The following is a 26,580-nucleotide window of genomic DNA, read 5'->3' as shown; positions in this document are numbered from 1 at the left end:
AACGATCGTGACATCTCTTATTGTGTGTGGGTAGTTAAGGTCCTGTAGGGACCAAATCTTTGTAGCAAAGCATCGTAGTTTGCATCGGCGTGCCGTAGGTATGCAACAATATGAAATAACCATCATTGCAATATGCGTGAGATGTTCCGATGATACAGCCCACGGTTTTAACCGTGGGTATTGATTAGTCCGCAAAACATCGATAACCGTTTCAATGGTTTTCCCACCCAAATTGAAACCTTTGAAATGGTTACGAAAATATCCCATTATCCCATTCCCACTGTTAAAAACCCTGGACCATCAATTGATAATCCATCCCCACTATTCCTTACCTTTAATTCCGTGAAGTTCTCCCTCTCCCTGGCCCTTCTTCTCTTTCTTTCTCACCTCGCTTTCTCCCAGGAAGGGAAAGACACACTCCGTATCCCAACCATCAAACTCCCTGATCCAACAACAAAAATTGATTCGGCCAGCAAGAGATTAAATAACAAACTCGATAGCATAAACATAAAAGTTCCAGGCGACAGCGCTTCACGTGCCGCCATCCATAAAGCTGACTCCATTCGCTCGCACTTCCAGTCCAGCGTCGACAGTATCCAGCTTTCATATCGCAAGCCCATCAATCATCTTGACTCTGCGGGTCGTACACTTCAGCATCGCATTGATAGTTTGCGTACCCTCAAACTACCCACGACCAAGCTCACCGCAAAGCTTGATAGCATTAATATGACCCGTAATCAAAAGCTCTCGGAGTTAAATGGCAAGGTGGATCGTGCAAAACAAAAAGCAACCAAAGGACTTGGTTCCATTGAGCTTCCGCCACAGATGCAGGACCCCGTTAATAAACTCTCTCAGTCCATCAACGGCTATAGCATTCCCATGGTGAATGGATCCATACCGAATGTGAGCTCATCTGCCCAACTGCCGGGCTTGCAGATTCCAGGAGTAAACATTAATAATCCTTCGTTGGGGAATGCCAACATTCCGGGAGCTAAGAATCCTTCCGGTCTTCCGGGAATTAACAATCCTGCCGCCGACTTGTCAAAGATTTCAAATCAGGCGAAAGGTTATGGAGAAGATCTTAACAAGATAAAAGATGGCAACGTCGGCGAAGTAAAAAACCTAGACAAGACTGCAGAGAATGAAGTGATGAAATCGCAGGCAGCAGGGGAGATAAAAGATAAAACAGCAGAGGTTGATAAGTATAAATCACAGCTCAAAGGTCGTCCGGATTCTGCTGCCCTTAACATGGTGAAGCAGGAAGCAATGAAGGAAGCCACCAATCACTTCGCCGGTCAGGAGGCGGTGCTGCAGCAGGCGATGGACAAGATGGCAAAGCTTAAAACAAAGTACGACGATGTTAAAAGCATGGCGGAGCTTCCAAAGAAATTACCCAACCCACTTCACGACAAACCTTTCATCGAACGTATTGTTCCGCACATTAATTTTCAGATCATCTCTACAGGATCATTTGTAGGCGACGTCAGCATCGGTGCACTTTATAAGATATCTCCACGATTCTCTGCCGGTGCAGGATGGGTACAGCGGATTGCCTTTGATCGTCAGCAGCGTGATCAGAGGATGTATGGTCCGCGTGCCATCGTTCAGTATAATCTCCCGAAAGGTTTTAGTCTTCGCTTTGTTCCTGAATACGATTATGCAAATGTGTCGCGACTGGCCGCACCCAATGTTCATTTCCTCAGGCGACAGTGGATATGGAGTGCTTTTGTAGGAATTAAAAAAGACTTCCGTGTTTATAAAAGTGTGCGAGGCACTACCGAGGCGCTCTATAATTTATATAATCCGGATAACCAGTCACCGTATAAAGATCAGATTGCGGTACGTTTCGGATTTGAATTCCCGTTGAAGTGACGTTTGTTCCGATGGCATAAGAATTGTAGTCGTGAAAATCGCGGATGATTATTCATCATTACACAATCTTCTTTCATTCTTTCAACTTACCTTTATCAGATCATTCATTGCTAACCATTGAATATGAAAAAAGCTTTTATACTCTCTATCATATCGATATTCGCTTTTCAGATTTCTCTTCATGCACAGGAGACTTCTTTGCGCTTAGGGGTGGGTTATGGTTTTCCATTGACGAGAACGTTTGTCGGAACGACCACGGTCTTCGGTTTCAATGGATCCTATGGAGATGCGATCTTTACCTCTTACGGAGCGGGATTCAATGTCAATGCAGGATTTACAAAGCGATTTAAATCAAACATTGGATTGGATCTTGAGTTTCAGGCGCTCTTCGGCAAGAAGATCGACATAGGCTATCACGCAGACAATGTAAACGATGGTGTGCTGCCGTATAATTACTATGAAGATAATCCGAGAAGCACGTATGCTAATGCTATTTATATAACGCCGTCAGTTGTGTTTTTTGTTCCGGTCAGCAAGTTTGAAGTTTATGGAAAGCTGGGAGTAGTAGCAAGTATTTCTTCCACAACCTATGATGAACAGTTTCGCACCAAGACGCCCTACGACAATTCCAATCCTACGACTTCTACAGGAACCAAATCAGAAACCACCGGCAAGTTCTCATTAGGTTTCCGTTCTGCCATAGGTATCATGATACCCATGAGCCAGCGGATAAGTATTTTCGGAGAGGTAAGTCTTACCGCATTGAATTTTATTCCTGACAAGAAGGTGATCACAGCATCTACGGTCAATGGGTCCAGCAACATGTCATCACTGACAGTGTATCAGCGGGAGACTGTTTTTGTAAAAGGGGCAACCATAAACTTATTGGTGCCGATCGATCAAACCAAACCAAGTATAACAGGAGAAAGCCGAAGCTCCATGAGCAGCGTAGCCTTGCAGGCAGGAGTATCATTCAAATTAAGCAAAGTAGTAACTGAGTAGCCATGAAAAAGATCACATTAATATTCTGTGCATTGATTCTTATTCAATTCACATCGATGGGTCAGGGACGATCAACGATCCGCTTTGGAGTTGGATATGGATTCCCTGTAGCTTCCACAGTAACGGGAACCAACTACAATTATAATTATCAAGCAGGTTCTTACAATTATGAAAACGTATATGATTCTTATGGCTCAGGTCTGACATTAAACCTGGGTTACAGCATACGCTTCGGTAAACCGTCAGCCGAAGGAAAGCTGTCGCTTGGCGCCGACCTGGATGTGCAGGGTCTTTACGGTAAAAAGATCAGTGCCAACAACCGGACAGTCGATGAATCTTTCGGAACATTCAGAACGACTAATACTGTTACCAGCAATAGTATCGAAGCGATGCTGTTCACACCATCCATTGTATTTTACATACCCGTAAAGAGCGTAGAGTTTTATTATAAAGTAGGCCCTACCGGCGGCATCTCGAAAAGATACACTGAAACTATTTCAGATGAAGTGCTGACAGGCAATCAGCAAGAGAAAAATCACTATGAAAGAAAGCTTGAAGCGACGGGTCAGTTTACCGTAGGGGTGAAGTCATCGTTGGGAATAGCTATACCTGTTGGCACCCGGTGGAGTTTCTTTGGAGAAGTTAATCTTACCATCCTGGACTTCAGACCGGATAAAGGCAAGCTGACTGTCAATACCCGTAATGGTGTCAATCAGATCGTGCCGCCTGTTTTTGACACGGTGTATTATACACAGTTCAACTATATCTACAAGTATATCTATTCAGATCCCAATTCATTCGACGCGCCTTACCGGTATCCGATAGATCACGCTTCGCTAACCAACCTGGGATTCCAGTTTGGAGTTGGGTTTAGATTATAACAAGGTTTAGGCTACAGCCTCCTTCGTCTTCTCCAGGTAATCCCATACGAGACTGCTGGCACCAAGAATAGGAGCGGCCTGATTCTGCATGGCGGATGGAAGTATTTTTACTTTTCCGCGGAACAGCGGCATGAGGTTCTGTTCCATGTGATACAATGTCGGCTTGAAGATAAGATCACCTGCCAGTGCAAGTCCGCCGAACAGGAAGATCGCCTGAGGGTCGGTATGAACAACAGTATCCGCAAGCTTCATTCCGAGTATTCGTCCAGTATATTCGAAAGCTTCTTTGGCAACCGTATCACCACGGTTGGCAGCTTCTGATATCATTTTAGTATTAAGATCTTCAAAGCTGATGCCGCGCAATTCACTTGGTTCAAGATGATCCGCTAACAGTTTGTAAACGGTTCTCTTGATACCGGTTGCTGAAACATATGTTTCCAGGCATCCTCTTTTACCACAATTGCAATAACGTCCTGCAGGATTCACGGAAGTATGACCCAGCTCACCGGCAATACCGTGATGACCGTTTAATAAAAGTCCGCCGCACACAAATCCACTTCCCAAACCAGTACCTAATGTGATCACAACAAAATCCTTCATGCCTTTTGCATGACCGTAGATCATTTCACCAACCGCCGCAGCGTTGGCATCATTGGTAAGAATACAGGGAACTCCGAATTCATCTTTAAACAACTTAGCCAGGGGAAGCACACCTTTCCATTTAAGGTTGGTGGCACGCTCGATGGTTCCTTTATAGTAATTGCCGTTCGCTGCACCGATTCCGATTCCAACGATTCTTGAATCGGAAGGGAGGAAGTTCATTCCTTCACGGAGAGCATCTGCCATGGCTTCAAAGAAATCTTCGAAATCATCATAGTCGGTAGTAACAATATTCGCCTGGTGATAAACCTTCCCTTCACGGTCGACTACTCCAAACTTTGTATTGGTACCGCCAATGTCAATCCCTACTGTTAGTTCTTTCATCTTTCTACTTCTTAAATAGATAAAATTTTTGCCAACCTCAACGACTCCTGATCAATCTCATGATGCTGTCCATTCATGATGCTATCGAATGGATTGAATACAATCTGGTTGTTGTGAATTCCAACCATGCAATCCTTCTCATTATTTATCAATCCTTCCACCGCCGCTACACCCATACGACTTGCCAGTACACGGTCAAAGTAAGTAGGAGCACCACCTCGCTGAAGGTGTCCGAGTATTGTAACCTTAATGTCAAAGTAGTTGGAGCGTTCCGCAACCATTCTCGCAAGATCATTGGCCCCGCCGATCTTTGAACCTTCGGCTACGACAACGAGACTTGATTTCTTGCTGGTCCTTCCACTCTGTTCGAGAACGCTATAGAGCTGATCAAAAGATATCTCCTGTTCCGGAATTATGATCGCAACTGCACCTCCGGCGATTCCGCTGTTCAATGCGATGTATCCCGAGTGACGACCCATTACTTCAATAAAGAAAAGTCTGTTGTGTGAAAGAGCAGTATCACGGATCTTGTCAATGGCTTCCACGGCAGTGTTGGTAGCAGTATCATAACCGATCGTATAATCCGTTCCGGCAATGTCATTGTCGATGGTGCCGGGAATACAAACAGATGGAATTCCAAACTCCTGATAGAAAAGATGAAGACCTGTAAACGTTCCATCACCACCAATGGCAACCAATGCGTCGATGTTGTTCTTCTTGAGCGTTTCGTATGCTTTCGCGCGACCTTCCTTTGTGCGGAAGTTGTCACTGCGTGCTGACTTTAAGATGGTACCGCCACGCTGAAGAATATTCCCGACGGAACGTGCTCCAAGCTTTACGATTTCCCCTTCAATCATGCCTTCATATCCATGGATGATCCCGAAAAGTTCTTTCTGATAATAAATGCCGGCCCGCACCACTGCACGGATAGCAGCGTTCATTCCGGGAGCATCTCCACCCGAGGTAAAGACCCCGATCTTCGAAATTTTTGTGTCTGTCAAAGCCAAATAAGTGCTAAAATTAGGGGAGAATAAAGGTTTTTCAATACCTATCTTTTCAACCGTTTGAAATAAGCTATAAGGCCATTTGTGGAAGAATCGTGAGAAGTGACCTCGGTATTTGAGCTCAATTCGGGCAGGATTTTCTTGGCCAGCACTTTCCCTAATTCCACTCCCCACTGGTCGAAGCTGAAGATGTTCCAGATCACTCCCTGGACGAAGATCTTGTGCTCATACATGGCGATCAGGCTGCCCAGCGTACGGGGTGTAAGCTGCTTGAACATAAATGAGTTGCTCGGTCTGTTTCCTGAGAAGACACGGTATGGTACCAGGAATGCAATCTCATCTTCACTCATTCCCTTACCCTTGAGTTCGGCCTTCACCTCATCTTCCGTCTTGCCCATCATCAATGCTTCTGTCTGAGCAAAGAAGTTGGAAAGAAGGATCGCATGATGATCACCGATCGGGTTGTGACTGATCACCGGTGCAATGAAATCACATGGTATGACTTTGGTTCCCTGGTGAATTAATTGATAGAATGCATGCTGGCCATTGGTTCCTGGTTCGCCCCAGATAACCGGACCCGTCTGATATAATACAGGCTGACCATTGCGATCAACAGACTTTCCATTGCTTTCCATATTTCCCTGCTGGAAGTAAGCGGCAAAGCGATGAAGATATTGATCATATGGAAGGATGGCTTCACTTTGTGCATCGAAGAAGTTGGTGTACCAGATACCAATGAGTGCAAGGATAACTGGAATGTTCTTTTCTGCTGGTGTGGTTTTGAAATGGTCATCCATGGCATTGGCACCTTCCAGCAACTGAACAAAATTGTCATAGCCGATGGTACATGCGATGGACAGACCGATGGAAGACCATAGTGAATAGCGTCCACCGACCCAATCCCAGAATACAAACATATTCTCAGGTGCAATACCGAATGCCTTTACATCTTTCTCATTGGTGGAAAGCGCAACGAAATGTTTCGATACATCTCCTTTCTGGTTGGTCTTTTCCAGGAACCAGTTTCTCGCTGATTCTGCGTTCGTCATCGTCTCCTGTGTGGTAAACGTTTTGGAAGCAATGATGAAGAGTGTGGTATCGGGATTAACGATCTTTAATGTTTCCGCAAGGTGTGTTCCATCGATATTGGAAACGAAGTGCGGCTTGATATTCTTTTGATATGGCTTCAATGCTTCCGTGACCATCAATGGTCCGAGATCCGATCCGCCAATACCAATATTGACAATGTCTGTGATCGCCTTTCCGGAATGACCTTTCCACTCACCGGAGAGAAGACGATCGGAGAATGATTTCATTTGTGCCAGCGCAGCATTCACCAGCGGCATTACATTTTCTCCATTCGCGAGTATAGGAGCGTTGCTTCTGTTGCGTAAGGCAACGTGAAGAACAGGTCGGCGTTCCGTCTGATTGATCGGTTGCCCGTTGAACATCGCTTCGATCGCTTCGGTAAGATTACATTCTTTCGCCAGCTCCAGCAGAAGCTTCATGGTATCTTCATTGATGATGTTTTTGGAGTAATCAACAAGGATGTCTTCAAACTGAAGATGATAATTCTGGAAGCGCTGAGGATCCGATTCAAACAGGAAGCGCATGGGAGTTGCCTGCATGTCTAGATAATGGGCAGTCATTCTTTGCCACACGCGTGTTTCGATAGGATTTACGTTAGGGAGCATAGCGATAAGGGGTAAGCTTTGAAATTAGATTTGGTGGGTGCGAAGTTGGTCAAATTTCCAACTAAAAGCATGAGAAATGAAGCCGTTCAACACTAAAAAGCATGAATTGCAGCCTGTCAGAGTATGATTTTTGGGCAGAGGAATGTAAAAGATAGAGGTGCGGCGGAGCCAATACTATCCACCAACAACCTTCTTCAGATTGTCAACCAGTCCATCCCATAGATCCTGGAGTTCTTCCATGTCATTGAAATCTGAATAGTCGTACACTTTAAGAAAAGTCATCTGGGTAAGCTCGTTGACTTCAAGATTGAGTTCGAAATAGGAGGGATCGGTCTTGTCGTCTTCGTTCTCGGGGAGGTATTCAAACCGCACGAAATGATTGGCGCGTTGTGAACTGATGACGGCTTTGCGTTCTTCATGATCCCAGTAGAACTTGAATACTTTTTCAGGACTGATCTTTACATCATCAGCAAACCATTCGGATAAACCGCTGGCGGTCTGCATATAAGGATAAAGCATTTTTACAGAAGCGTGAAGTTCGTAGTCAGCAGTAAAAAGTTGCTTCTTGGTCATTTGTGTTTCCATCCTTTCGATCAGTAAGGGAATATATCGATTTCTTACTGAACGGCAATGTATGAAATCCCGGAACAATCGTTTTAGGTGAGGAGTGGAGCAGCTTCAGTGTAAGGAAAGACTTCCCTGCATTTTTACATATATCGCCTGGGGAGTGCGTCAGAATGATAAAAGTTTATAAATTTGCGGCCCCTTGTACGCGTAGCCTTGGCGAAGGCGTACATCGTCCACCATAGCTTTGGCGACGGTGGATTCGCTCTGAGACAGAGCTTCGGTGGAAAAATGGCGAGGTAGCTCAGTTGGTTAGAGCATCGGATTCATAACCCGAAGGTCGGCAGTTCAAATCTGCTCCTCGCTACCATGAAGTATTGCAAGCATATTTCATAACATACTTACATTAGATATCAGGTTTGCTTGCAAACTTCATAGCAGGCTCCCCCCAGTATGAAGTTTGCTCTTAACTTTCATATTAGACATTCTTCAAATAGGAAGTTTGCCTCCAATACTTCGATGAAATATCAAATTTTATTAGCAATACTTCATAGTGGCGCTATTTTTGACACTCCATTGCTGAATGAAGAAAATAGATAAGCTTATCCTCACCTCGTTTCTTGGGCCGTTTATCCTGACGTTTCTGGTCGTGGTGTTTATCCTGCTGCTTCAGCACATGCTCAAGTATTTCGATGACATCATCGGAAAAGACCTGGGCTGGGATGTTGTCGGGGCTCTTTTATTCTACTTTGCCATCTTCATGACTCCGCTGGCATTGCCGCTGGCGGTGCTGCTTTCCTCTCTCATTACCTTTGGAAATCTCAGCGAGCATTTTGAGATCACCGCTATTAAAAGTCTTGGCATATCCCTGTCGCGGGCTCTGGTCCCCATTTTCTTCTTTGTGGTCTTTCTCACCTGCTTCGCCTTCTACGTCAACAATAATGTGGTGCCGAAAGCGGCCCTGGAAGCCTACAGTCTGATGTATGACATCAAGCAGAAAAAGCCTGCCCTTGATCTGGAAGAAGGGACTTTTTATTCCGGGATACCGGAGATCAGCATCAAGGTCGGTAAGAAATTCAAGGATGGATCGTCCTTAAAGAATGTGATCATCTACGATCACCGCGGTATGACGGGTAACAAGAAAGTTACCATTGCCGATTCAGGAAGGATGTTCACCATATTAAATGATCAGTATCTCAAGCTGGAGCTTTATGATGGTTATGATTTTACGGAAGGTACTTCCAATCATGCTCAGACAGGTTCAGCCAACTCTGCTGAGTCGTTGAGAAAAACCAAGTTCGGAAAGATGGACATTGTCTTTGACCTGTCATCGTTCGGACTGCAGCGCACAGAAAAGAAATGGTTTCAGGGCAACCGCATCATGCGAAATATTCTTGAGCTGGATCAGGACATGGACTCTGTTAACCGGGAGATCAACGGCACAAGATTGATCACATACTACTCCAGGAACCAGATGTTTGCTTTTCATGGCAGGACCGACACACTCGATCTGCCACCGGATCTTAAGGCGTACAAAGAACGAAAGGATTCCATTACAGAGCTTAAAAATCCGGGATCTACTAAGTTGCCGCAGGTTCAGTTGTATAAGGCATACACCAGGGATTCACTAACGGCAAAAGACTATCATGTTTCAGATAGTGTTTTTGTAGCACCTGCCAATATCAGTGAAGTGACCACAGCCCTCAATCAAACCAGGGTGATGAAGAGTTCGCTGTCGAATATGAATGCCACAAAGACTGGCTATGGTTCAGAGTATAAAGTGTTCCGTACACAATGGCATAAGATATTCTCCAATTCCATTGCATGCATCGTAATGTTTCTGATCGGTGCGCCGCTCGGGGCAATTATTAAGAAAGGCGGGCTTGGTGTTCCGGTGATCACATCAATCATGTTCTTCATCTTCTTCTATCTCATCTCCAGTACAGGGGAGAAGTGGGCGGCTCAGGATAAGATACCAGTGCCGGTGGGGATATGGGCGGCCGACTTCCTGCTGACAATTATCGGACTATTGTTCCTGCGCCAGGCAAGACTTGATGCACGGTTGTTTGACGCAGACTTCTATAATGTGTTCTTCGACAAGCTGAGGAAGCGTTTTGGGATAAAGAAGCCGGCTGTTCAGTAGTCAGTCTGAATTTGGTGCTTTTAAGGAATTAGCTTACTTTTGCGCGATTAAAAAATGATTAGCAGCAGTAAATATTAACCGATGATCCTCGATTCAGCAAAAAAACAAGAACTTTTCAGCAAGCACGGAGTGGCCAAATCCAAGACCGATACCGGCTCACCTGAGTCTCAAATTGCCCTTTTTACCTTCAGAATCAACTCTTTGACAGAGCATTTGAAGAAACACAAGAAAGACTTTTCGACCCAGCAAGGCCTTCTTAACCTTGTAGGTCAGCGCAAGAAGCTTCTGGGCTACCTCCAGAAGTCCAATATTGACCGCTACAGGTCAATTATTGCTGAGCTTGAGCTTCGTAAATAAAGAATTAAACATGCTTACAGGGAACCTTAACAGGGTTCCCTTTTCGCTTTTATAAAGAGGCTGTTGCGCCTCCCTTTTACTTTCAGAGATCGGTTATGGCAATGTGTCAATCATACGATTGACAGATAAACGATTTCGAGCGGCCACATAAAAAACAAAAAATGAAACCAACTCCGATTACCAAATCCTGTACGTTACCTGACGGCAGGGAGATCACCATTGAGACAGGCAAACTAGCAAGACAAGCAGACGGTTCTGTTGTATTGAGATTAGCGAATACAATGTTACTCGCCACCGTCGTATCCAATAAGGATGGAAAAGAAGGCGCAGACTTTCTGCCTCTTTCCGTTGACTACCAGGAAAAATTCGCATCCACCGGCAAGATCCCGGGAGGATTTTTACGTCGTGAAGGTAAGCTTTCCGACTATGAAGTATTGATCAGCAGGTTGGTGGACAGGGCTATACGTCCCTTATTCCCAGCAGATTACCACGCTGAAACTCAGGTGATCATCCAATTGATCTCCGGTGATGAAAATGCTTTGCCAGATGCTCTTGCAGCATTCGCAGCATCAGCAGCTCTTTCAGTTTCTGATATCCCTTTCCAGGGTCCGATCTCTGAAGTACGTGTTGCCCGCATCGATGGCAAGTTCATCGTAAACCCAACACTGGAGCAAAAGGAGAAAGCAGATCTGGATCTGATCGTAGCAGGATCTCTCGACAACATTCTGATGGTCGAAGGAGAATCAAAGGAAGTAAGTGAAGATGATATGCTTGAAGGAATCAAGGTAGCTCATGAAGCGATCAAGGTTCAGTGCAATCTTCAGATCGAACTTACCAAAGCAGTTGGTAAAACTGAAAAGAGAACTTACAGCCATGAAAAGCATGACCTTGTTCTTAAAGAACAAATGGAAAAGCTTTTATATGATAAGGCATATGCCGTAGCACAGAAGCAGACATCCGCAAAGCACCTGCGCTCCGATCTTTTCGGACAAGTGCTGGAGGATTACTTCGCAACATTACCGGAAGACACTACTGTGGACAAGGGAATGGCGAAGCACTATTATCATGACATTCAGAAGAAAGCTTCCCGTGACCTCGTTCTTAATGAGCGCGTTCGCCTGGATGGAAGAAAGACCAACGAGATCAGATCCATCTGGTCTGAAGTGGACTACCTTCCAATGGCACACGGATCAGCAGTATTCACACGCGGTGAAACACAATCACTCAGCACGGTAACATTAGGTACCAAGCTTGACGAACAGATGATTGATGGAGCAATGTTCTCCGGAAATAACAAGTTCATCCTTCATTACAATTTCCCGTCATTCTCAACCGGCGAAGTAAAGCCTAACCGCGGTCCCGGCAGAAGAGAGATCGGTCATGGAAACCTTGCCTATCGTTCATTGAAGCAAGTGCTTCCGGAAGCAGACAAGAATCCATACACCATTCGTGTGGTTTCTGATATCCTTGAATCCAATGGTTCATCATCCATGGCAACTGTATGTGCTGGTTCACTGGCCCTTATGGATGCAGGCGTGCCAATCAAAGCACCTGTTTCAGGTATTGCGATGGGTATGATCTCTGATAAAGGACGTTATGCGATCCTGTCTGATATCCTCGGAGATGAAGATCATTTGGGAGATATGGATTTCAAGGTTACGGGTACTGAAAAAGGAATCACTGGTTGCCAGATGGACCTTAAAGTAGACGGACTTACATACGAAGTTTTGAAAGAGGCTTTAATGCAGGCAAAAGAAGGAAGACTTCATATCCTTAACGAGATGAAGAAATCACTTCAGGCATCCCGTGCGGACCTAAAGCCACATGCACCAAGAGCTCATACTATAATTATCGAGAAAGAGTTGATCGGCGCGGTAATCGGGCCCGGTGGAAAGATCATTCAGGACATTCAGAACACTACTGGTGCTACTGTTGTCATTGAAGAGAAAGACAAGAAGGGTGTGGTCAGCATCTTTGCAACCAACCAGGCTGCCATGGATGGTGCGATGAAGAGGATCAATGCGATCGTTGCGGTTCCAGAAGTTGGAACTGTTTATGATGGTATTGTAAAATCAATCATGCCGTTCGGTGCGTTTGTTGAATTCATGCCAGGCAAGGATGGATTACTTCATATCTCTGAGATCAAGTGGGAGCGCCTTGAAAATATGGAAGGCGTGCTTGAAGTTGGAGAGCAGGTGAAAGTGAAGCTCGTGGAAGTCGATAAGAAAACCGGAAAGTTCCGTTTGTCAAGGAAGGTATTGCTACCAAAGCCTCCGACAAAGCAGGAGCCTGTGCAGGCATAGTTGCAAAAGCAGGGTTTTCGCACTAATTTTTACTTTCAGTTTTCAGTAAGGACACACATTGATCCCTATGAGACACTTAAAGATCAGAAGGCAGATAGCGAATCGAGAAATATCTAATAATTGAAATGGAAACCCCGGACTCATCAAAGCAGAAAAAGCTTTGATGAAATCCGGGGTTTTTAATTTATACACCTTGAGCCGGATGGGTTCATGGAAGAAAAAGACCGTCAGGCGACTAGTACCTTCGTCAGAAGTAAGACTTTAATGCCTTACCTGGGTTAGTATTACTGGAAAACGGGCGAAAATTAAAAGGTCTTCTGGTGAGACCTTTTTTGTACGACTTTATGTTAGACTATCATGACAAAGGAAAAAGTTAAGGTTTTGATTATTGGTTCTGGCCCTGCAGGCTATACCGCAGCAATCTATGCGGCACGTGCAGGTATGAACCCAGTGCTTTATACTGGCGGCCAGCCAGGAGGCCAGCTGACCATCACAGGTGAGGTGGAGAACTTCCCGGGCTATCCAAAGGGAATTGACGGGCCCCAGATGATGATGGATCTGCAGGCACAGGCGGAGCGTTTTGATACAAGCGTCAGGCACGGCCTGGCAACGAAGGTTGACTTCTCCGGATATCCCTTTAAAGCAATCATTGACGACACCCACGAGATCGAAGCGGAAGCGGTGATCATCGCGACAGGTGCTACTGCCAAGTATCTAGGTTTACCATCCGAGCAGCATTTTGTTAACCGCGGGGTATCTGCCTGCGCAGTGTGCGACGGATTCTTTTATAAAGGAATGGAAGTCGCCGTTGTTGGTGCAGGTGATTCTGCAGCAGAGGAGGCTACTTATCTTTCAAAATTATGTCCGAAGGTTTATCTCATTGTAAGAAAGGATGAGATGAGAGCTTCCAGGATCATGCAGGAGCGTGTAAAGAACAACCCAAAGATCGAGATCCTCTGGAATTCAGAAACTGAAGAAGTGCTGGGAGATCATGAGGTCAATGGAATGAAGATATTCAATAACAAGACCGGTGAAAGAAGGATCATCCCGATCAAGGGATTCTTTGTGGCGATCGGACATAAGCCCAACACTGACATTTTTCAGAATCAGATTGAGATGGATGAGACCGGTTACATCATTGTGAAGCCTGGAACAACCCGCACTAATATTGAGGGAGTATTTGCAGTAGGAGATGCAGCGGATAAGGTATATCGTCAGGCGGTGACGGCTGCCGGCACAGGTTGTATGGGTGCATTGGATGCAGAGCGCTGGCTTGCTGCAAAAGAGCTTGAGCCCGTATCATGAAGCTTGATATTCTAGTCCTGGCGGCGCATCCGGATGATGCAGAGCTTGGTTGTGGAGGTACGATCCTTAAGCACATTGCTGCCGGAAAAAAGGTTGGTGTTATTGATTTCACCCGTGGTGAACTGGGAACACGTGGCACAGCATTAACGCGTGATCAGGAAGCTTCTGATGCAGCCAGGATCCTTGGTTTAACCATTCGTGAGAATCTGAATCTTGCTGATGGCTTCTTTGTAAATGATCAGAAACATCAGATGGCGGTGATCAGAATGATCCGTAAGTATCAGCCTGATATTGTTTTATGCAATGCTGTTCATGATCGTCATCCTGATCATGGAAAAGGAAGTGATCTTGCATACGAGTCCTGCTTTTTCTCAGGCCTCGCCAAGATACAGACGCAGCTGGATGGAGTAGAGCAGAAAGCCTGGAGACCCAAAGCAGTGTATCAGTATATCCAAAGTGAATTCATTGTTCCTGACTTTATTGTTGACATCTCCGGGACGTGGGAGAAAAAGATGGAAGCTATACGCGCCTTCAAGACTCAGTTTTATGATCCTGCCAGCAAAGAGCCTGAGACCTATATCTCTAATCCGAACTTTACGAAACTATTGGAAGCCCGCGCTATAGAGTTTGGTCACGCGATAGGAGTTCAGCATGGTGAAGGCTTTACAACAAGGAGATGGGTGGGAGTGAAGTCGTTGTATGATCTTCTTTGAGCATGTATAAGACACTTACGGCGCCAGCCTGTTGATCTTCCACACCGAATCATTCTTAGTATAAAGTATGCGGTCGTGCAGACGACTTTCTCTTCCTTGCCAGAATTCGATCATATGAGGAACGATCTTGTATCCACCCCATTGTTTTGGCTTTGGCAACGCAGGATGTGACTTGAATTTCTTTTCAAGTTCTTTAACACGTTCTTCAAGGATCTTACGATCTGCTATCACCAGACTTTGAGGTGATGCCCATGCTCCGATCTGACTATTGCGTGGGCGACTTTGAAAATAAGTCGTCGACTTTTCTTCAGAAACTCTTTCAGCAATACCCTCAATGCGAACCTGACGTTCAAGTTCAGGCCAGAAAAAATTCAAAGCGCAGATCGGATTTTCATCCAGCTCTTTTCCTTTATGACTTTGATAGTTGGAATAGAAAACAAATGAATTGTCTTCAACTCCTTTCAATAAAACAATGCGGGATGATGGCCGGCCGCTGTCAGAAACAGTAGCCAGGTTCATGGCTGTTGGCTCCGGAACTTTAGCATCAATAGCTTCTTTCAACCACTTATCAAATTGTGAGACGGGATTTGGGCTCACCGATTTGACGTCCAGTGTAGCCTTTGAATATTCCTTTCTGAGATTCTCTAATGATGACATTGCTTTCTTCTTTTACCGCAAAGATGGTGACTTCTGTCTACGCTTTACAGGCGAAGAAGCTAAAATTTCGGGATTCATTTGGAGGTATTGGGAATGATTGGTTTATTGAGGTACGTATCATGGAATTTTTCAAATACAGTAATAAACTAAGACCGGAAAAGGGGAGGCTGCTGATCTCAGAGCCCTATTTGCCTGACCCTAATTTTGACCGTACGATCATTTTGATGTGCGAGAATAATGAGGAAGGTTCATTTGGTTTTGTATTGAATAAGCCCTCGATAGCCAGTGTCAGCGAAGTGATGGAGGATATTAAGGATTACAATACCGCAGCGATGATCGGAGGCCCTGTTCAGCAGGACACCCTTCATTATCTGCATCGCTATTCATCTTTGGAAGATTCGGTAGAGATTGCAGAAGGTATTTATTGGGGAGGTAATTTTGAAAAGCTTCTTTTCCTGCTGGAGACCAAACAAGTTTTGCATAAAGACGTTAAGTTCTTTTTAGGATATAGCGGGTGGTCTGGCGGGCAGTTGGAAGAGGAGCTGACACAGAACTCCTGGATCGTCAGTGATAAGGTAAGTGAAGAACTTGTTTTTGATACGGTACCGGATGAGATGTGGAAAAAGACGCTAACAGTGATGGGAGGGCGTTTTTCGGTTTATTCCAATTATCCAAAAGATCCGAGGTTGAATTGAATAAATATATATTTTTGCCGTTACTAAATAACCGGAAGCACTTAAGTCAAATATGATGGAAATGGAAGCGAAAGAAGAGACTGTGACGTTGAAGACTGCTCTGGAAAATGATGAGGTAAATGCCGGCACTCAGGGCACTTCATCGACTCACGATGAATTCGAAGGAGACGTATTATCTCAGGATTATTCAAATTTTACCAAACAGGAATTTGTTGATCTCCTGAGGGAGCTTGCCACGCAGAATGATTTCAAGAAGACGGATGCTATACTGAAAGAAGCGAAGAGTCGCTTTGATGAAATTCTTGATAAAGAGCGTTCAGAAGCATTGAAGAAGTTTGTGGATGAAGGTGGAGATCCCAATGATTTTGAATTCCGTCATGATGCTGTAGACACTGCCTTTGAAGCAAACTACAAGCTGTTAAGAGATCGCAAGACAGAGCACTTCAAAGGTCTTGAAGATCAGAAGAATGATAATTTCAGAAAGAAGAATCTTTTGCTGGAAGAATTGCGCAAGCTGACAGACGGTGAAGATGACCGCCACAGTTTCGACAAGCTGAAAGAGATCCAGCAGCAATGGAAAGTAATAGGAACTGTTCCGGCAGCGCATGCAAAACCATTATGGGCAAGCTATCATGCTCTCATGGATAGGTTTTACGATAACAGGAATATCTATTTTGAATTGAAGGAGCTTGACAGAAAGAAAAATCTGGAAGCTAAAATTGAACTGGCGGTTCGCGCTGAAAAGCTCAGTAGTGTTGAAAGGATAGGAGAGGCGGTTCGTGAGCTCAATGAGCTTCATGAAGAGTATAAGCACATCGGTCCTGTTGCGCGTGAAGAAAAGGATGCTGTCTGGGATCGGTTTAAAAAAGCTTCCGACGCGATCTATGCGCGGAGAGATGCTTTCGTTACCAATCTGAATCAGGAGTGGGCAAAGAATCTTGAGACGAAAGATGCGATCATCAATGAGATAACATCGTATGCTGCGTTTCAATCGGATCGGATTAAAGAATGGAATCAGAAGACTGCTGAGGTCATTGCCATTCAGAAGAAATGGGAAACCGTTGGACCTGTTCCAAGAGCAAAGGCAAAGGAGAACAACAAACGCTTCTGGACAGCCTTTAAAAACTTCTTCAACAGCAAAGGAGTATTCTTTAAAAAGCTGGATGAGTCAAGAGTTAAGAATCTTGAACTGAAGAAAGAGCTGGTAGCTCAGGCAGAAGCCCTAAAGACGAATCCTGATTGGGATAAGACAGCGAATGCATTAAAGAATCTCCAGGTAAAATGGAAAGAGATCGGACCTGTTCCTGAGAAAATGCGGGAGAAGATCTATCAGGAGTTTAAAGCTGCCTGTGATTATTTCTTTGACCAGAGAAGAGTGAAGTTTGAGGAGGCTGATAAAGAACAGGCAGATAATCTTCACAAGAAAGAAGCAATCCTTTCAGAGATTGAGAGAATGGTGAATGAGAAGACCGGTACGCTTGGACAATTGAAAGAAATGCAACGAAGCTTTCAATCGATCGGCTTTGTGCCACGTAACGCTGTTAATTCTATAAAGGCAAGATTCAATGCTGCGACCGATAAGTTCATAGCTTCGCTGGAGCAGGTGAGCCAGGAGGATAAGGATAAGTTTGTTCTGGAGACCCAGCTTGAGAATATCAAGACTGATCCGGATGCAGCACAGAAGATATATCAGAAGGAGCAGGCGTTGCGTAAAAAGATCCAGAAGGCAGAGAATGATGTTGCTACATTACGTAACAACCTTGAGTTCTTCGGTCGGTCAAAGAATGCTGAGAAGATGAAGGCAGACTTTACTGCACAGATTGATGCCTCGAATGCGGAAGTTGCGCAATTGAAGGCTCAATTGAAGATGTTGAGGCAAGCAGCGCAGTAATCTCTGCGTTTATATCCACCTTTATCCCTTTGGTAGGTTTTAAAGCGCAGCCCTGATAGTAATGGGATTTAGTAACTCCGGGATTTGCAAAACCGCATTCTTCCTGTATTTTTGCCATCCCAAATCACGTCAAAAGCTGGCGGATAAGTAGCCAACAGCCCTTTTCAGATTTGAGGGTATGCCTCCTTAGCTCAGCTGGTAGAGCAACTGACTTGTAATCAGTAGGTCGTTGGTTCGATTCCGACAGGGGGCTCTGAAAAATGGAAAGCAGTTACAGGTTTGTAGCTGCTTTTTTTATGAAAGGGTGGGTGGTTTATGATCTTCCTGTTATCTTTCACCAGATATCTCTAACCCCCTTAGAAGATTTCTAATCTCAACTACCAGTTTCACCCTAACCATCTTTATGAAAAGAAATCTCCCAATTATTTTGACCCTGTTTTTGATTTCGGCAACGGCCTACTCGCAAACCTTCGTCAGGGGTTATATTAAAAAGAACGGAGAAAAAACAGATGGATATATAAGCTATGTGCCCTCCAAAAAGAAGAATGACGTGATCCTTTTTAAGTCAACTGAAGCAGGTGCGTCGAAACAACTTACTTCAGAGGATATTTCAGGTTTTTTTCTGGAAGGATACAACGCGGAGTTTGTTTCTATGAAAGACAATCAAAGTAAAAAAATCATTTTTACAGAAGTAATTGTATCTGGTTCTGCAACATTATCTCAATTCGGAAAAAGGTATTTTGTTTTAAAAGGAACGGATACTCTTCAGATTAACTATCCCTTGAAGGATAAGAGACAAACCGAAACAATGGCTGATCACTCCGATAGAAGGTTATTGGATATTCGAACAGTTGCCGCTGTAAAAAAATTATTCAGTGATTGTCCCGATCCTAAAATTGAAGCTAAGCTGACTAATATTACACCCGGTAGTCTTGCGAACTCCGTTTTGCAGTATAATTTATGCAAGGGTGATCCTACCACTAGTAATAAGTCCAAATCGAAACTTGGAATTGGCATTGTAGTGGGATATGTAGTACCATCAATCAAATTCACAGAACCTTATGTTGATTTTTATGATATGAAACCCACGCTGAAGTATGGACTCCAGCTTGATTTTATTCCTAAACAGTATCAAACGAGAACAGCGTTAAGTTTTCAGATAATTATTATGGAAAACAAGTATGAAAAGAGAAGCGATGCACCTTCCTATATGAATGGAAGTACTTCTTTGGATCACATTACTTTGAGATTTCCAATAGCACTTAAGATTTTTATGAAACCTGGACAACGAGGCCTGTTCCTGAATCCTGGAGTAGCTCCGTATTTCGTTCTGAACAATGATAAGGACGCGCGAATAACAGTCGGAAACCTTGCGGCGATAAGATCTTACAATGCAAGTTATTTCTTTGGAGTGGGGTATGAGTTTGATTTAAACTCAAAATTAAAATTGGCACCCATGATCAAGTATGAAAGGATGGCCACTGAGCAGTTTGTTTTCGGTTCGTCAATTCAATACTTGCAACTCGAGGCGGCTCTCAAATTTTAAATTGCAGGAACTAGTTGGAAAAATCTTTAGCGGAAAGTAATAACCCTGATTTAGTCGGTAGTAAGAGATTCGTCACGATACTGATCCTGGGATTATTGTCAGCGATCGGTCCATTTTCTATTGACATGTACCTGCCGGGATTTCCTTCCATTGCAGAAGATCTCAATACAACCATTGACAGCGTTGCCTATTCCGTCTCCAGCTTCTTCATTGGGGTTTGTTTTGGTCAGCTGCTGTGCGGCCCATTGCTCGATCGGTTTGGAAGAAAAAGACCCTTGTATGTAGGATTGATCATCTACATCCTGGCTTCCATTGGCTGTGCTTTGTCAACCTCTATCGAAGCATTGATCATCTGCAGATTCTTTCAGGCGATCGGTGGATGTGTCGGAATGGTGGCTCCGCGTGCTATCGTACGGGATGTATTTCCACTCAATGAAAACGCCAGGATCTTTTCATTCCTCATACTTATTCTAGGGGTATCACCCATACTGGCACCCACCGTTGGAAGCTATGTGATACAATTTGGCTGGAGCTATGTCTTCATCATTCTTGCACTTGTAACAATGCTGATCCTGACCGCAGTTGTTTTCTGGTTGCCGGAAAGCAAACAACCAGATCCCACTTTCTCCCTTCAACCTCGACCCATTCTCAACAGCTTTGCCGGTGTACTGAAAAACCAGCAGTTCCTTATTTATACATTATCCGGTGGAATAGCTTCTGCAGGACTCTTCGCCTATGTTGCAGGTTCCCCATTTGTGTTCATGAAATTGTATGGCGTAAATGAGAAACAGTATGGAATGATCTTCGCAGCGATCGCCGCAGGATTGATCAGCAGCAGTCAGTTAAATAATATCATGCTGAAGAAATTCACCAGTGAGCAAATCATGAGAATAGTTCTGATTCTTCAGTCCATCATTGGCATTGTTCTGGTAACCGGTACCGTGCTGGATGTTCTTGGTTTGTATGGTACCATCTTTACGATATTCCTGTTTCTGAGCTGTCAGGGATTCAGCTTCCCGAATTCTGCAGCATTGTCAATGGCTCCATTTTCTAAAGAGGCGGGGAGCGCGTCCGCTATCATGGGTGCATTGCAGATGGGACTTGGAGCATTGTCTTCTGCTGTCGTTGGTCTGGCAAATGCTCAATCAGCGATTCCCCTTACCATCGTTATGTCAGGCGGTGCGTTGATTGGTCTGCTGATCCTTCTGATAGGCACCAAAAGGATGCTTGTCAAACCAAAAGAGCTGGATGTTAAAGAAGGATGTGTTGATATGATTGAGAAGTTCTAACGAAGGGTTATTACTTTTTAAACACCACATACAGCACAATTCCAACGATCAATGCCCCGATGACTGCCAGTGCGATCTTCGCAGTACTGTAAGGCCTGTTCCCCTGAACTTCTCCTGTTCGGGCATTGATGATAAACTGATACACTTTCTTATTGTACTGATAAGCACTGATCCACACAGGAAGTAAGATGTATTTGAATGTTGCATTCTTGTAATTGGTGTTCATGGAATGGATCTGCTGACGATTGCCACCAATATCCCGTTGAACAGTTCTGGTTATGACTTCCTTCATCCTGCCTTTACCATCAACGTAAGCTGTAGGAAGATCTATCTGGTAATTCTCCGTCCTGAACCCGCTGAGATACTGATCGCTGTACTTGACGACATTCTTTAAATCCCAGGGTTCAAGGGCTCTTAGCGTGAACTTGGGTAATGTAGTACTGGCTTCGATGAGAATATCATCAAAAGTATCACTTACATTTCCGGAAGCCGGATACCAGTCGGTATGGGTTACAGTGCGTTGCTGACGCTTGCCATCTGAATCGGTGTAGGATTCGGAAACCTGGCGATCAATTCCTTTTTCACCAGAATAAGAAGTTTCTGTTTCTGCATCAAAGGTCCAGAAAGGAAGGTACATGCCACTGAGGCGGTCTGCTCGATCAACATAATGCTTTAATTCATTGGGAGCGAACCACAAACCCTGAAGCCATTTACGAAAGTTCTGAATGGCTTGAGGAGAATCGATCTTGAAGGGCAGAAGATATTGCGGCTTGAAGACAGTTGAAGAGCTTCCGTTCTTTAATACGAACGTCGTAGCGCAGAACGGACAACGATCTGCTGTAATATTTGGATTGATGGATGAAGTGGCTCCACAAGCCTCACACTTGATGCTCGTGACTACGACTTTTTCTTCTTTCTCAATGTGCTTTGTCAGGAAATCATCAATATTATTTTCGATGATCTCCGTCTGTGCTTCCTGGGGAATATCATTCTCAGCTTTGCAATACTGACAGGTAAGTTTTGTTGTTCCGGGTTTGAACGTCAGCAGAGCTCCGCAGTTCTTGCAGGACATTTCATGTTTGAGAAGGGTAGGTTCGGAAGCAGGAGTCATGGCAATATCAATCAAAGATTAATGGTCAGAGATGAATGATAGAAGATGAAGTGAATTACTTGGGCAATGGAGGCGGAGCAGATTCAAGTATTGGCTTGAGATCAGCAACTTCTCCGGCTTTTGTCCAGGCAGCCATTCCTGCTTTCCATACCAATGTCTCACTGGTCAAGGTTCCCTGCGCAACCATTTGCTTTAATGTATCTGCATTGAATGGTCCTTGCTGACTTCCGCCAACCGCTACATGATAAGGCGCAAAACCCGGAAGTGGCGGTGGTGCATCCTGACTTTTATTTTGATTCTGGTTCTGATTCTGATTCATCGCCTGACCGATTTGCTGGGCCATCGCAAAGCCCATTCCCATTCCCATGCCTTCTGATGCAACGCCTGAATTCTTGGCGGCGGCTTCCATTGCATTCGCGGCCTGAAACTGAGTGAATTGATTCAGGTTGCCAATAATACCCATGCTGCTGCGCTTGTCGAGTGCAGCCTCTACTTCCGGTGGCAATGAAATGTTCTCTACCAGGAATTTGGTGATCTCAATTCCAAGCTCATTGAATTCAGGATTGATCTTTCCTGAAATAAATTTGGAGAGCTCATCATAGTTGGCAGCAAGATCCAGCGCGGGAATTTTGCTCTCTGCTACTGCATCTGTGAATCGCGTGATGATGAGATTGCGCAACTGCTCTGTAACTTCTTCTGTTGTGAAGTGAGATTGAGTTCCGGCGATCTCTTTGATAAATTTTCCGGCGTCTACTACTTTAATGGCATAGTTACCGAAAGCTCTTAAACGAAGCGGACCAAACTCTGCATCCCTGAGCATGATGGGATTTTTGGTTCCCCACTTCTGATCTATGAACTGTTTCGAATTAACAAAGTAAACTTCTGCCTTGAAAGGACTATTAAATCCGTACTTCCATCCCATGATCGTGGTGAGGATGGGCATATTTTGAGTAGTAAGTGTATGAAGACCAGGAGGGAAGACGTCGGCTATTTTACCTTCGTTTACAAAGACTGCAACCTGACTCTCGCGAACTGTCAGCTTTGCATTCATTTTGATCTCATTCTGATGTCTTGGAAAGCGCCATACCATTGTATTGGTACTGTCGTCTGTCCACTCGATAATGTCAATTAATTCATTCTTAATTCTATCAAAAAGGCCCATGGGTATGATGTTGGTTAAAGGATCATGAAACTAATCTCTTTTTCTTAAAAACAGATATCTGCGGGACAAAATTTTAAGAGACTGATCAACCGGTTGGCAAGGATAGCGGATTCACCGTAATGATGAGAAATTATACCTGTTTAGGGGGTATCGGTTATCAGAAATCTCTTTTACCTCTTCCTTAAATTGAGTATTAACCTTGGCATGTACATCAGGTTGTATAACTTGAGTGAAATTCCACTCCCCCATGATCTTTTCCCTGCTATTAATTTTACTGTCAGGCAATTATGCTCAGCAAAAAGAAGCATTCAAACCCAGTACTGAGTTTGAGTTGAAGATCGATTACCAGTTCAAGCAAAGGAGTGTTGCAGAATCACGCCAACGACCTGATTACAGCACAGACGGAAATGAAAAGAGCAAGCCCTCTGAGGGCCCGCTTCCTTACCTGATCATAAATTTTAAAATCCTTAAGCTTTCTGAACAGGAAGTGAGGGTCAAAGCAGTGGATTATTTTGGGAAATCAATTCTTTCCAAAAAAGTAGAGACAGGTGATAATATTAAACTTGATCTTGGATTCACCGATGATATGAAAGATCGTGTTACCTCACATTCTCTCCGCATGCAATTTCTAAATGAGAAAAAGGAAGAGGTTAGCGTTGTGACGCTTCTGATTATGGAGGATGGAACCTTCCTCGTGAATGATGAGGTTCGGGGCAAATTCTAAGGCCACTTCTTTACATAAAAGGAACTCTATTCTCACCTCACAATTATATCTTGCATCCGGATTGATATAAAAACCCCTCATGCGAAAGCTCATTCTTTTTATCTCTTTGTTCATGGTTGCTCAACTGGGATTTCCCCAATACCGCCAACCGGATGCTGCGGCCATACAGCTGAAGTTTAAAAAATTAAATGTGCTTGCATCCGTTTTATACGTTGCTGCACATCCTGATGATGAAAATACAAGGGCTATTACATTTATGGCAAACGACCGACTAGCTGCGGCCGCTTACCTCTCTATGACTCGGGGAGACGGTGGACAAAATCTGATTGGTCCCGAGATAAGAGACCAGCTTGGATTGATCCGTACACAGGAATTGTTGTCCGCCCGAAAGCTCGATGGAGGCATACAGTTTTTTACCAGAGCAAATGACTTTGGGTTTTCAAAGAATGCTGCAGAGACTTTTTCTATCTGGGGAAAGGATGAAGTTCTTTCTGATGTCGTTCGTGTGATCCGTCAGTTTCAACCCGACATTATTCTTACAAGGTTTCCGCCGGATGAACGTGCAGGTCATGGTCACCATACTGCATCTGCAATGCTGGCTCAGGAAGCTTTCGATCTTACTGCTAAATCTGATTACCTCCCTGAACAGGTAAAAGAGTTTGGTGTGTGGCAGGTAAAAAGACTTTACACTAACACCGGACGTTTCTGGAATCAAACTATCAGCGAGAATACTCCTGGAGTGGTTGCGGTAAATATGGGACCGTTTAATTCTCTCCTTGGAAAATCATATTCTGAGATTGCGGCAGAAAGTCGCTCACAACATAAAAGTCAGGGCTTCGGATCTTCTGGTCGAAGGGGAGACTCACAGGAGTTCTTTGAATACGCAAAAGGTGATAAGGCAGGAAAAGATCTGTTTGATGGAATTGTCACAACCTGGCTCCGGGTGAAGGGAGGAGAAAAGGTGCAGCCACTTGTTGAAAAAGCCATCAGGGAATTTAATCCTGAGCAGCCTTCCAATTCTGTTCCTATGTTGCTTCTGATAAGAAAGCAGATCATGCTGCTGTCACCGTCTGTGTGGAAAGACAGAAAGTTTAAGGAAGTTAATCAGCTCATTCAGGATGTAACAGGATTGTATTTTGAAGTGACCTCTGACCAGCCATGGGTTGCCCCCGGTGAAACAGTAGTGAATTCTTTTGAAGTGGTAAACCGATCCATAGTCCCCATCACACTTATACAAATAAAAAGTAATCTGATGTCTATCGATTCGACAGTCAACACAGATCTCGCTTTCAATAAACTGAATACTTTTAAAACCAAAAAAAAGCTTAGTCCGACAGCCGGTTATTCTGATCCATACTGGCTTCGAGCAGAACACTCTCAAGGATTGTTTAAAGTTCCGGATGCATCATTTATTGGCAGACCGGAGAATGGCCCAGCAGTATTGATCGACTATGTAATTGAGATCAACGGTGAAAAAGTTGAATTAAGCTCTGGTCTTGTTTATAAGTGGACCGATCCTGTTAAAGGTGAGCTCAGCAGACCCTTTGAGATCGTTCCGCCTGTGCTCGTGAATTTATCACAAAAGGTATACGTGTTTAAGGATTCAAATCCCAAGCCAGTGGGAGTTCTGGTGAAGTCAACTTCAGGAAGCAAACTTATCGGAACGGTTAAGTTGACATTACCTCCTGGCTGGAAGTCACAACCAGCATCAATCGATATTGAGCTTGTAAAAAGAGGAGAAGAAAAGAAGCTTGACTTTATTGTAATTCCGGGAAAGGATGACGGCTCTTTCAGTATGGGTGGTCAGGTAGAGGTGAATGGAAGATCGTACACATCTTCCGTACAAACGATCTCATATGATCACATTCCTTTTCAGACATTGCTGCCCCCTTCCAAGTCGAACGTTGTGCGTTTGGATATCAGGAAGGAAGGTCAGGTGATAGGATATATTGCCGGAGCCGGTGATGGCATACCAGAAGCCCTCAGAAATATTGGATATGAAGTGTGGGAAATGAAGAATGAGGAGATCACTCCGGCCAATCTTCAGAAAGTAGATGCGGTAGTGCTGGGTGTACGCGCATTGAATACGAATGAACGCATCCGTCATTTTATGCCCGACCTTCTGGAGTATGTCAAAGCCGGTGGAACGATGGTCGTTCAATACAATACAAACTCTGATCTTGAAGTTGAAAAGTTCTCCCCATATCCAATCAACATTTCCCGTGATCGTGTTACGGAAGAAAACAGTGAAGTGAGGATCATCAATGCCGATCATCCGGTAATGAATTATCCAAACAAGATCGCAGCAGATGATTTTAAAGGGTGGGTGCAGGAGAGAGGATTATACTTTCCTGATAAATGGGATCCGAACTTTCAGCCTATGATCTCTATGAATGATACAGGAGAGACTGCAAAAGACGGAAGCTTGCTGATCGCAAAGTACGGTGATGGACATTATGTCTACACAGGACTTTCCTTCTTCCGCGAATTGCCGGAAGGAGTGTCGGGTGCGTATAAACTATTTGCTAATATTACCTCGTTGGGTAAAACTGCAAAGCCCAATAATCAAAAGGTAAAGCCTTCCAAATAATCTGAAATACAATGGAATCTTCAGAGAATGAAAAACCACCAGTTTTCCAAAAGTGGAATAAGTGGTACTGGCTTGTTGTCATTGTTTTGATCA

Annotated in this window: 21 protein-coding genes and 2 tRNA genes; 16 read left to right on the top strand and 7 right to left on the bottom strand. The window is 44.2% G+C overall.

Going from position 1 to position 26,580, the window contains the following annotated elements; translation table 11 throughout:
* The first annotated feature begins 246 nt into the window (after window positions 1–246).
* The 3 genes from HOP08_15975 to HOP08_15965 all read left to right on the top strand — a co-directional run bounded on the left by HOP08_15975 (window position 247) and on the right by HOP08_15965 (window position 3,755).
* The gene (locus HOP08_15975) at window positions 247–1,872 is read left to right on the top strand and encodes a hypothetical protein (GenBank protein NOT76426.1); all 1,626 of its coding nucleotides are present in this window, start codon (window positions 247–249) and stop codon (window positions 1,870–1,872) included.
* Between the two features lie 123 nt (window positions 1,873–1,995).
* The gene (locus HOP08_15970; protein NOT76425.1) at window positions 1,996–2,874 is read left to right on the top strand and encodes a hypothetical protein; all 879 of its coding nucleotides are present in this window, start codon (window positions 1,996–1,998) and stop codon (window positions 2,872–2,874) included.
* Window positions 2,875–2,876: 2 nt separating this feature from the next.
* On the top strand, window positions 2,877–3,755 hold the full coding sequence (locus tag HOP08_15965) for a hypothetical protein (GenBank protein NOT76424.1): 879 nt from the start codon (window positions 2,877–2,879) through the stop codon (window positions 3,753–3,755).
* 6 nt (window positions 3,756–3,761) lie between these two features.
* Here HOP08_15965 and HOP08_15960 read toward each other — a convergent pair whose 3' ends face one another.
* The 4 genes from HOP08_15960 to HOP08_15945 form a co-directional block, all read right to left on the bottom strand.
* Entirely contained in the window at window positions 3,762–4,739 is a 978-nt protein-coding gene (locus HOP08_15960; GenBank protein ID NOT76423.1) for an ROK family protein, read from the bottom strand.
* A gap of 11 nt (window positions 4,740–4,750) precedes the next feature.
* Entirely contained in the window at window positions 4,751–5,740 is a 990-nt protein-coding gene (pfkA, locus tag HOP08_15955) for a 6-phosphofructokinase (GenBank protein ID NOT76422.1), read from the bottom strand.
* A gap of 47 nt (window positions 5,741–5,787) precedes the next feature.
* Window positions 5,788–7,437 carry a glucose-6-phosphate isomerase gene (gene pgi, locus HOP08_15950; GenBank protein NOT76421.1) on the bottom strand — a complete coding sequence of 550 codons (1,650 nt, stop codon included), beginning with the start codon at window positions 7,435–7,437 and terminating at the stop codon, window positions 5,788–5,790.
* A gap of 174 nt (window positions 7,438–7,611) precedes the next feature.
* The gene (locus tag HOP08_15945) at window positions 7,612–8,010 is read right to left on the bottom strand and encodes an ATPase (GenBank protein ID NOT76420.1); all 399 of its coding nucleotides are present in this window, start codon (window positions 8,008–8,010) and stop codon (window positions 7,612–7,614) included.
* Between the two features lie 284 nt (window positions 8,011–8,294).
* On the opposite strand from HOP08_15945, the gene HOP08_15940 reads away from it, so the two are divergent.
* The 6 genes from HOP08_15940 to bshB1 all read left to right on the top strand — a co-directional run bounded on the left by HOP08_15940 (window position 8,295) and on the right by bshB1 (window position 14,822).
* Window positions 8,295–8,371, top strand: a tRNA-Met gene (locus tag HOP08_15940).
* A 213-nt stretch (window positions 8,372–8,584) separates the two neighbouring features.
* Window positions 8,585–10,144, top strand: coding sequence for a YjgP/YjgQ family permease (locus HOP08_15935; GenBank protein NOT76419.1), 1,560 nt, complete (start codon window positions 8,585–8,587; stop codon window positions 10,142–10,144).
* An 81-nt stretch (window positions 10,145–10,225) separates the two neighbouring features.
* A complete protein-coding gene (gene rpsO / locus HOP08_15930; protein NOT76418.1) occupies window positions 10,226–10,501 on the top strand; it encodes a 30S ribosomal protein S15 in 276 nt (91 codons plus the stop codon).
* A 161-nt stretch (window positions 10,502–10,662) separates the two neighbouring features.
* A complete protein-coding gene (gene pnp / locus HOP08_15925; protein NOT76417.1) occupies window positions 10,663–12,804 on the top strand; it encodes a polyribonucleotide nucleotidyltransferase in 2,142 nt (713 codons plus the stop codon).
* A gap of 357 nt (window positions 12,805–13,161) precedes the next feature.
* Window positions 13,162–14,109, top strand: a complete 948-nt coding sequence (trxB, locus tag HOP08_15920) for a thioredoxin-disulfide reductase (GenBank protein NOT76416.1) — start codon at window positions 13,162–13,164, stop codon at window positions 14,107–14,109.
* Window positions 14,106–14,822 (top strand): bacillithiol biosynthesis deacetylase BshB1, encoded by a 717-nt coding sequence (gene bshB1 / locus HOP08_15915; protein ID NOT76415.1) that lies wholly within the window; start codon window positions 14,106–14,108, stop codon window positions 14,820–14,822. Before trxB ends, bshB1 begins: the two co-directional genes overlap by 4 nt.
* Window positions 14,823–14,837: 15 nt before the next feature.
* On the opposite strand, the gene pdxH is transcribed toward bshB1, so the two are convergent.
* On the bottom strand, window positions 14,838–15,479 hold the full coding sequence (gene pdxH / locus HOP08_15910; GenBank protein NOT76414.1) for a pyridoxamine 5'-phosphate oxidase: 642 nt from the start codon (window positions 15,477–15,479) through the stop codon (window positions 14,838–14,840).
* 119 nt (window positions 15,480–15,598) lie between these two features.
* Between pdxH and HOP08_15905 the strand changes: the two genes are divergently transcribed.
* The 5 genes from HOP08_15905 to HOP08_15885 all read left to right on the top strand — a co-directional run bounded on the left by HOP08_15905 (window position 15,599) and on the right by HOP08_15885 (window position 20,900).
* On the top strand, window positions 15,599–16,174 hold the full coding sequence (locus tag HOP08_15905) for a YqgE/AlgH family protein (protein NOT76413.1): 576 nt from the start codon (window positions 15,599–15,601) through the stop codon (window positions 16,172–16,174).
* Window positions 16,175–16,235: 61 nt separating this feature from the next.
* On the top strand, window positions 16,236–18,065 hold the full coding sequence (locus HOP08_15900; protein NOT76412.1) for a DUF349 domain-containing protein: 1,830 nt from the start codon (window positions 16,236–16,238) through the stop codon (window positions 18,063–18,065).
* Window positions 18,066–18,245: 180 nt separating this feature from the next.
* Window positions 18,246–18,318: transfer RNA gene (locus tag HOP08_15895), tRNA-Thr, on the top strand.
* 150 nt (window positions 18,319–18,468) lie between these two features.
* Complete coding sequence (locus HOP08_15890) at window positions 18,469–19,611, top strand: hypothetical protein (protein ID NOT76411.1); 1,143 nt, start codon at window positions 18,469–18,471, stop codon at window positions 19,609–19,611.
* Window positions 19,612–19,625: 14 nt separating this feature from the next.
* Entirely contained in the window at window positions 19,626–20,900 is a 1,275-nt protein-coding gene (locus HOP08_15885; GenBank protein ID NOT76410.1) for a multidrug effflux MFS transporter, read from the top strand.
* A 10-nt stretch (window positions 20,901–20,910) separates the two neighbouring features.
* Here the strand turns inward: HOP08_15885 and HOP08_15880 are convergent, their stop codons facing one another.
* The gene (locus HOP08_15880; GenBank protein ID NOT76409.1) at window positions 20,911–21,972 is read right to left on the bottom strand and encodes a hypothetical protein; all 1,062 of its coding nucleotides are present in this window, start codon (window positions 21,970–21,972) and stop codon (window positions 20,911–20,913) included.
* A gap of 94 nt (window positions 21,973–22,066) precedes the next feature.
* Window positions 22,067–23,173 carry an SPFH domain-containing protein gene (locus HOP08_15875; GenBank protein NOT76408.1) on the bottom strand — a complete coding sequence of 369 codons (1,107 nt, stop codon included), beginning with the start codon at window positions 23,171–23,173 and terminating at the stop codon, window positions 22,067–22,069.
* A gap of 247 nt (window positions 23,174–23,420) precedes the next feature.
* On the opposite strand from HOP08_15875, the gene HOP08_15870 reads away from it, so the two are divergent.
* Together HOP08_15870 and HOP08_15865 are read left to right on the top strand one after the other, a co-directional pair.
* Window positions 23,421–23,897: a hypothetical protein gene (locus HOP08_15870; GenBank protein NOT76407.1), complete on the top strand. Its 477-nt coding sequence runs from the start codon at window positions 23,421–23,423 to the stop codon at window positions 23,895–23,897.
* A gap of 169 nt (window positions 23,898–24,066) precedes the next feature.
* Entirely contained in the window at window positions 24,067–26,487 is a 2,421-nt protein-coding gene (locus tag HOP08_15865) for a PIG-L family deacetylase (protein NOT76406.1), read from the top strand.
* Window positions 26,488–26,580 lie beyond the last annotated feature (93 nt).

This window comes from Cyclobacteriaceae bacterium (assembly GCA_013141055.1).
Classification (GTDB): Bacteria; Bacteroidota; Bacteroidia; order Cytophagales; family Cyclobacteriaceae; genus ELB16-189.
This window is presented reverse-complemented; position numbering and strand designations above follow the sequence as displayed.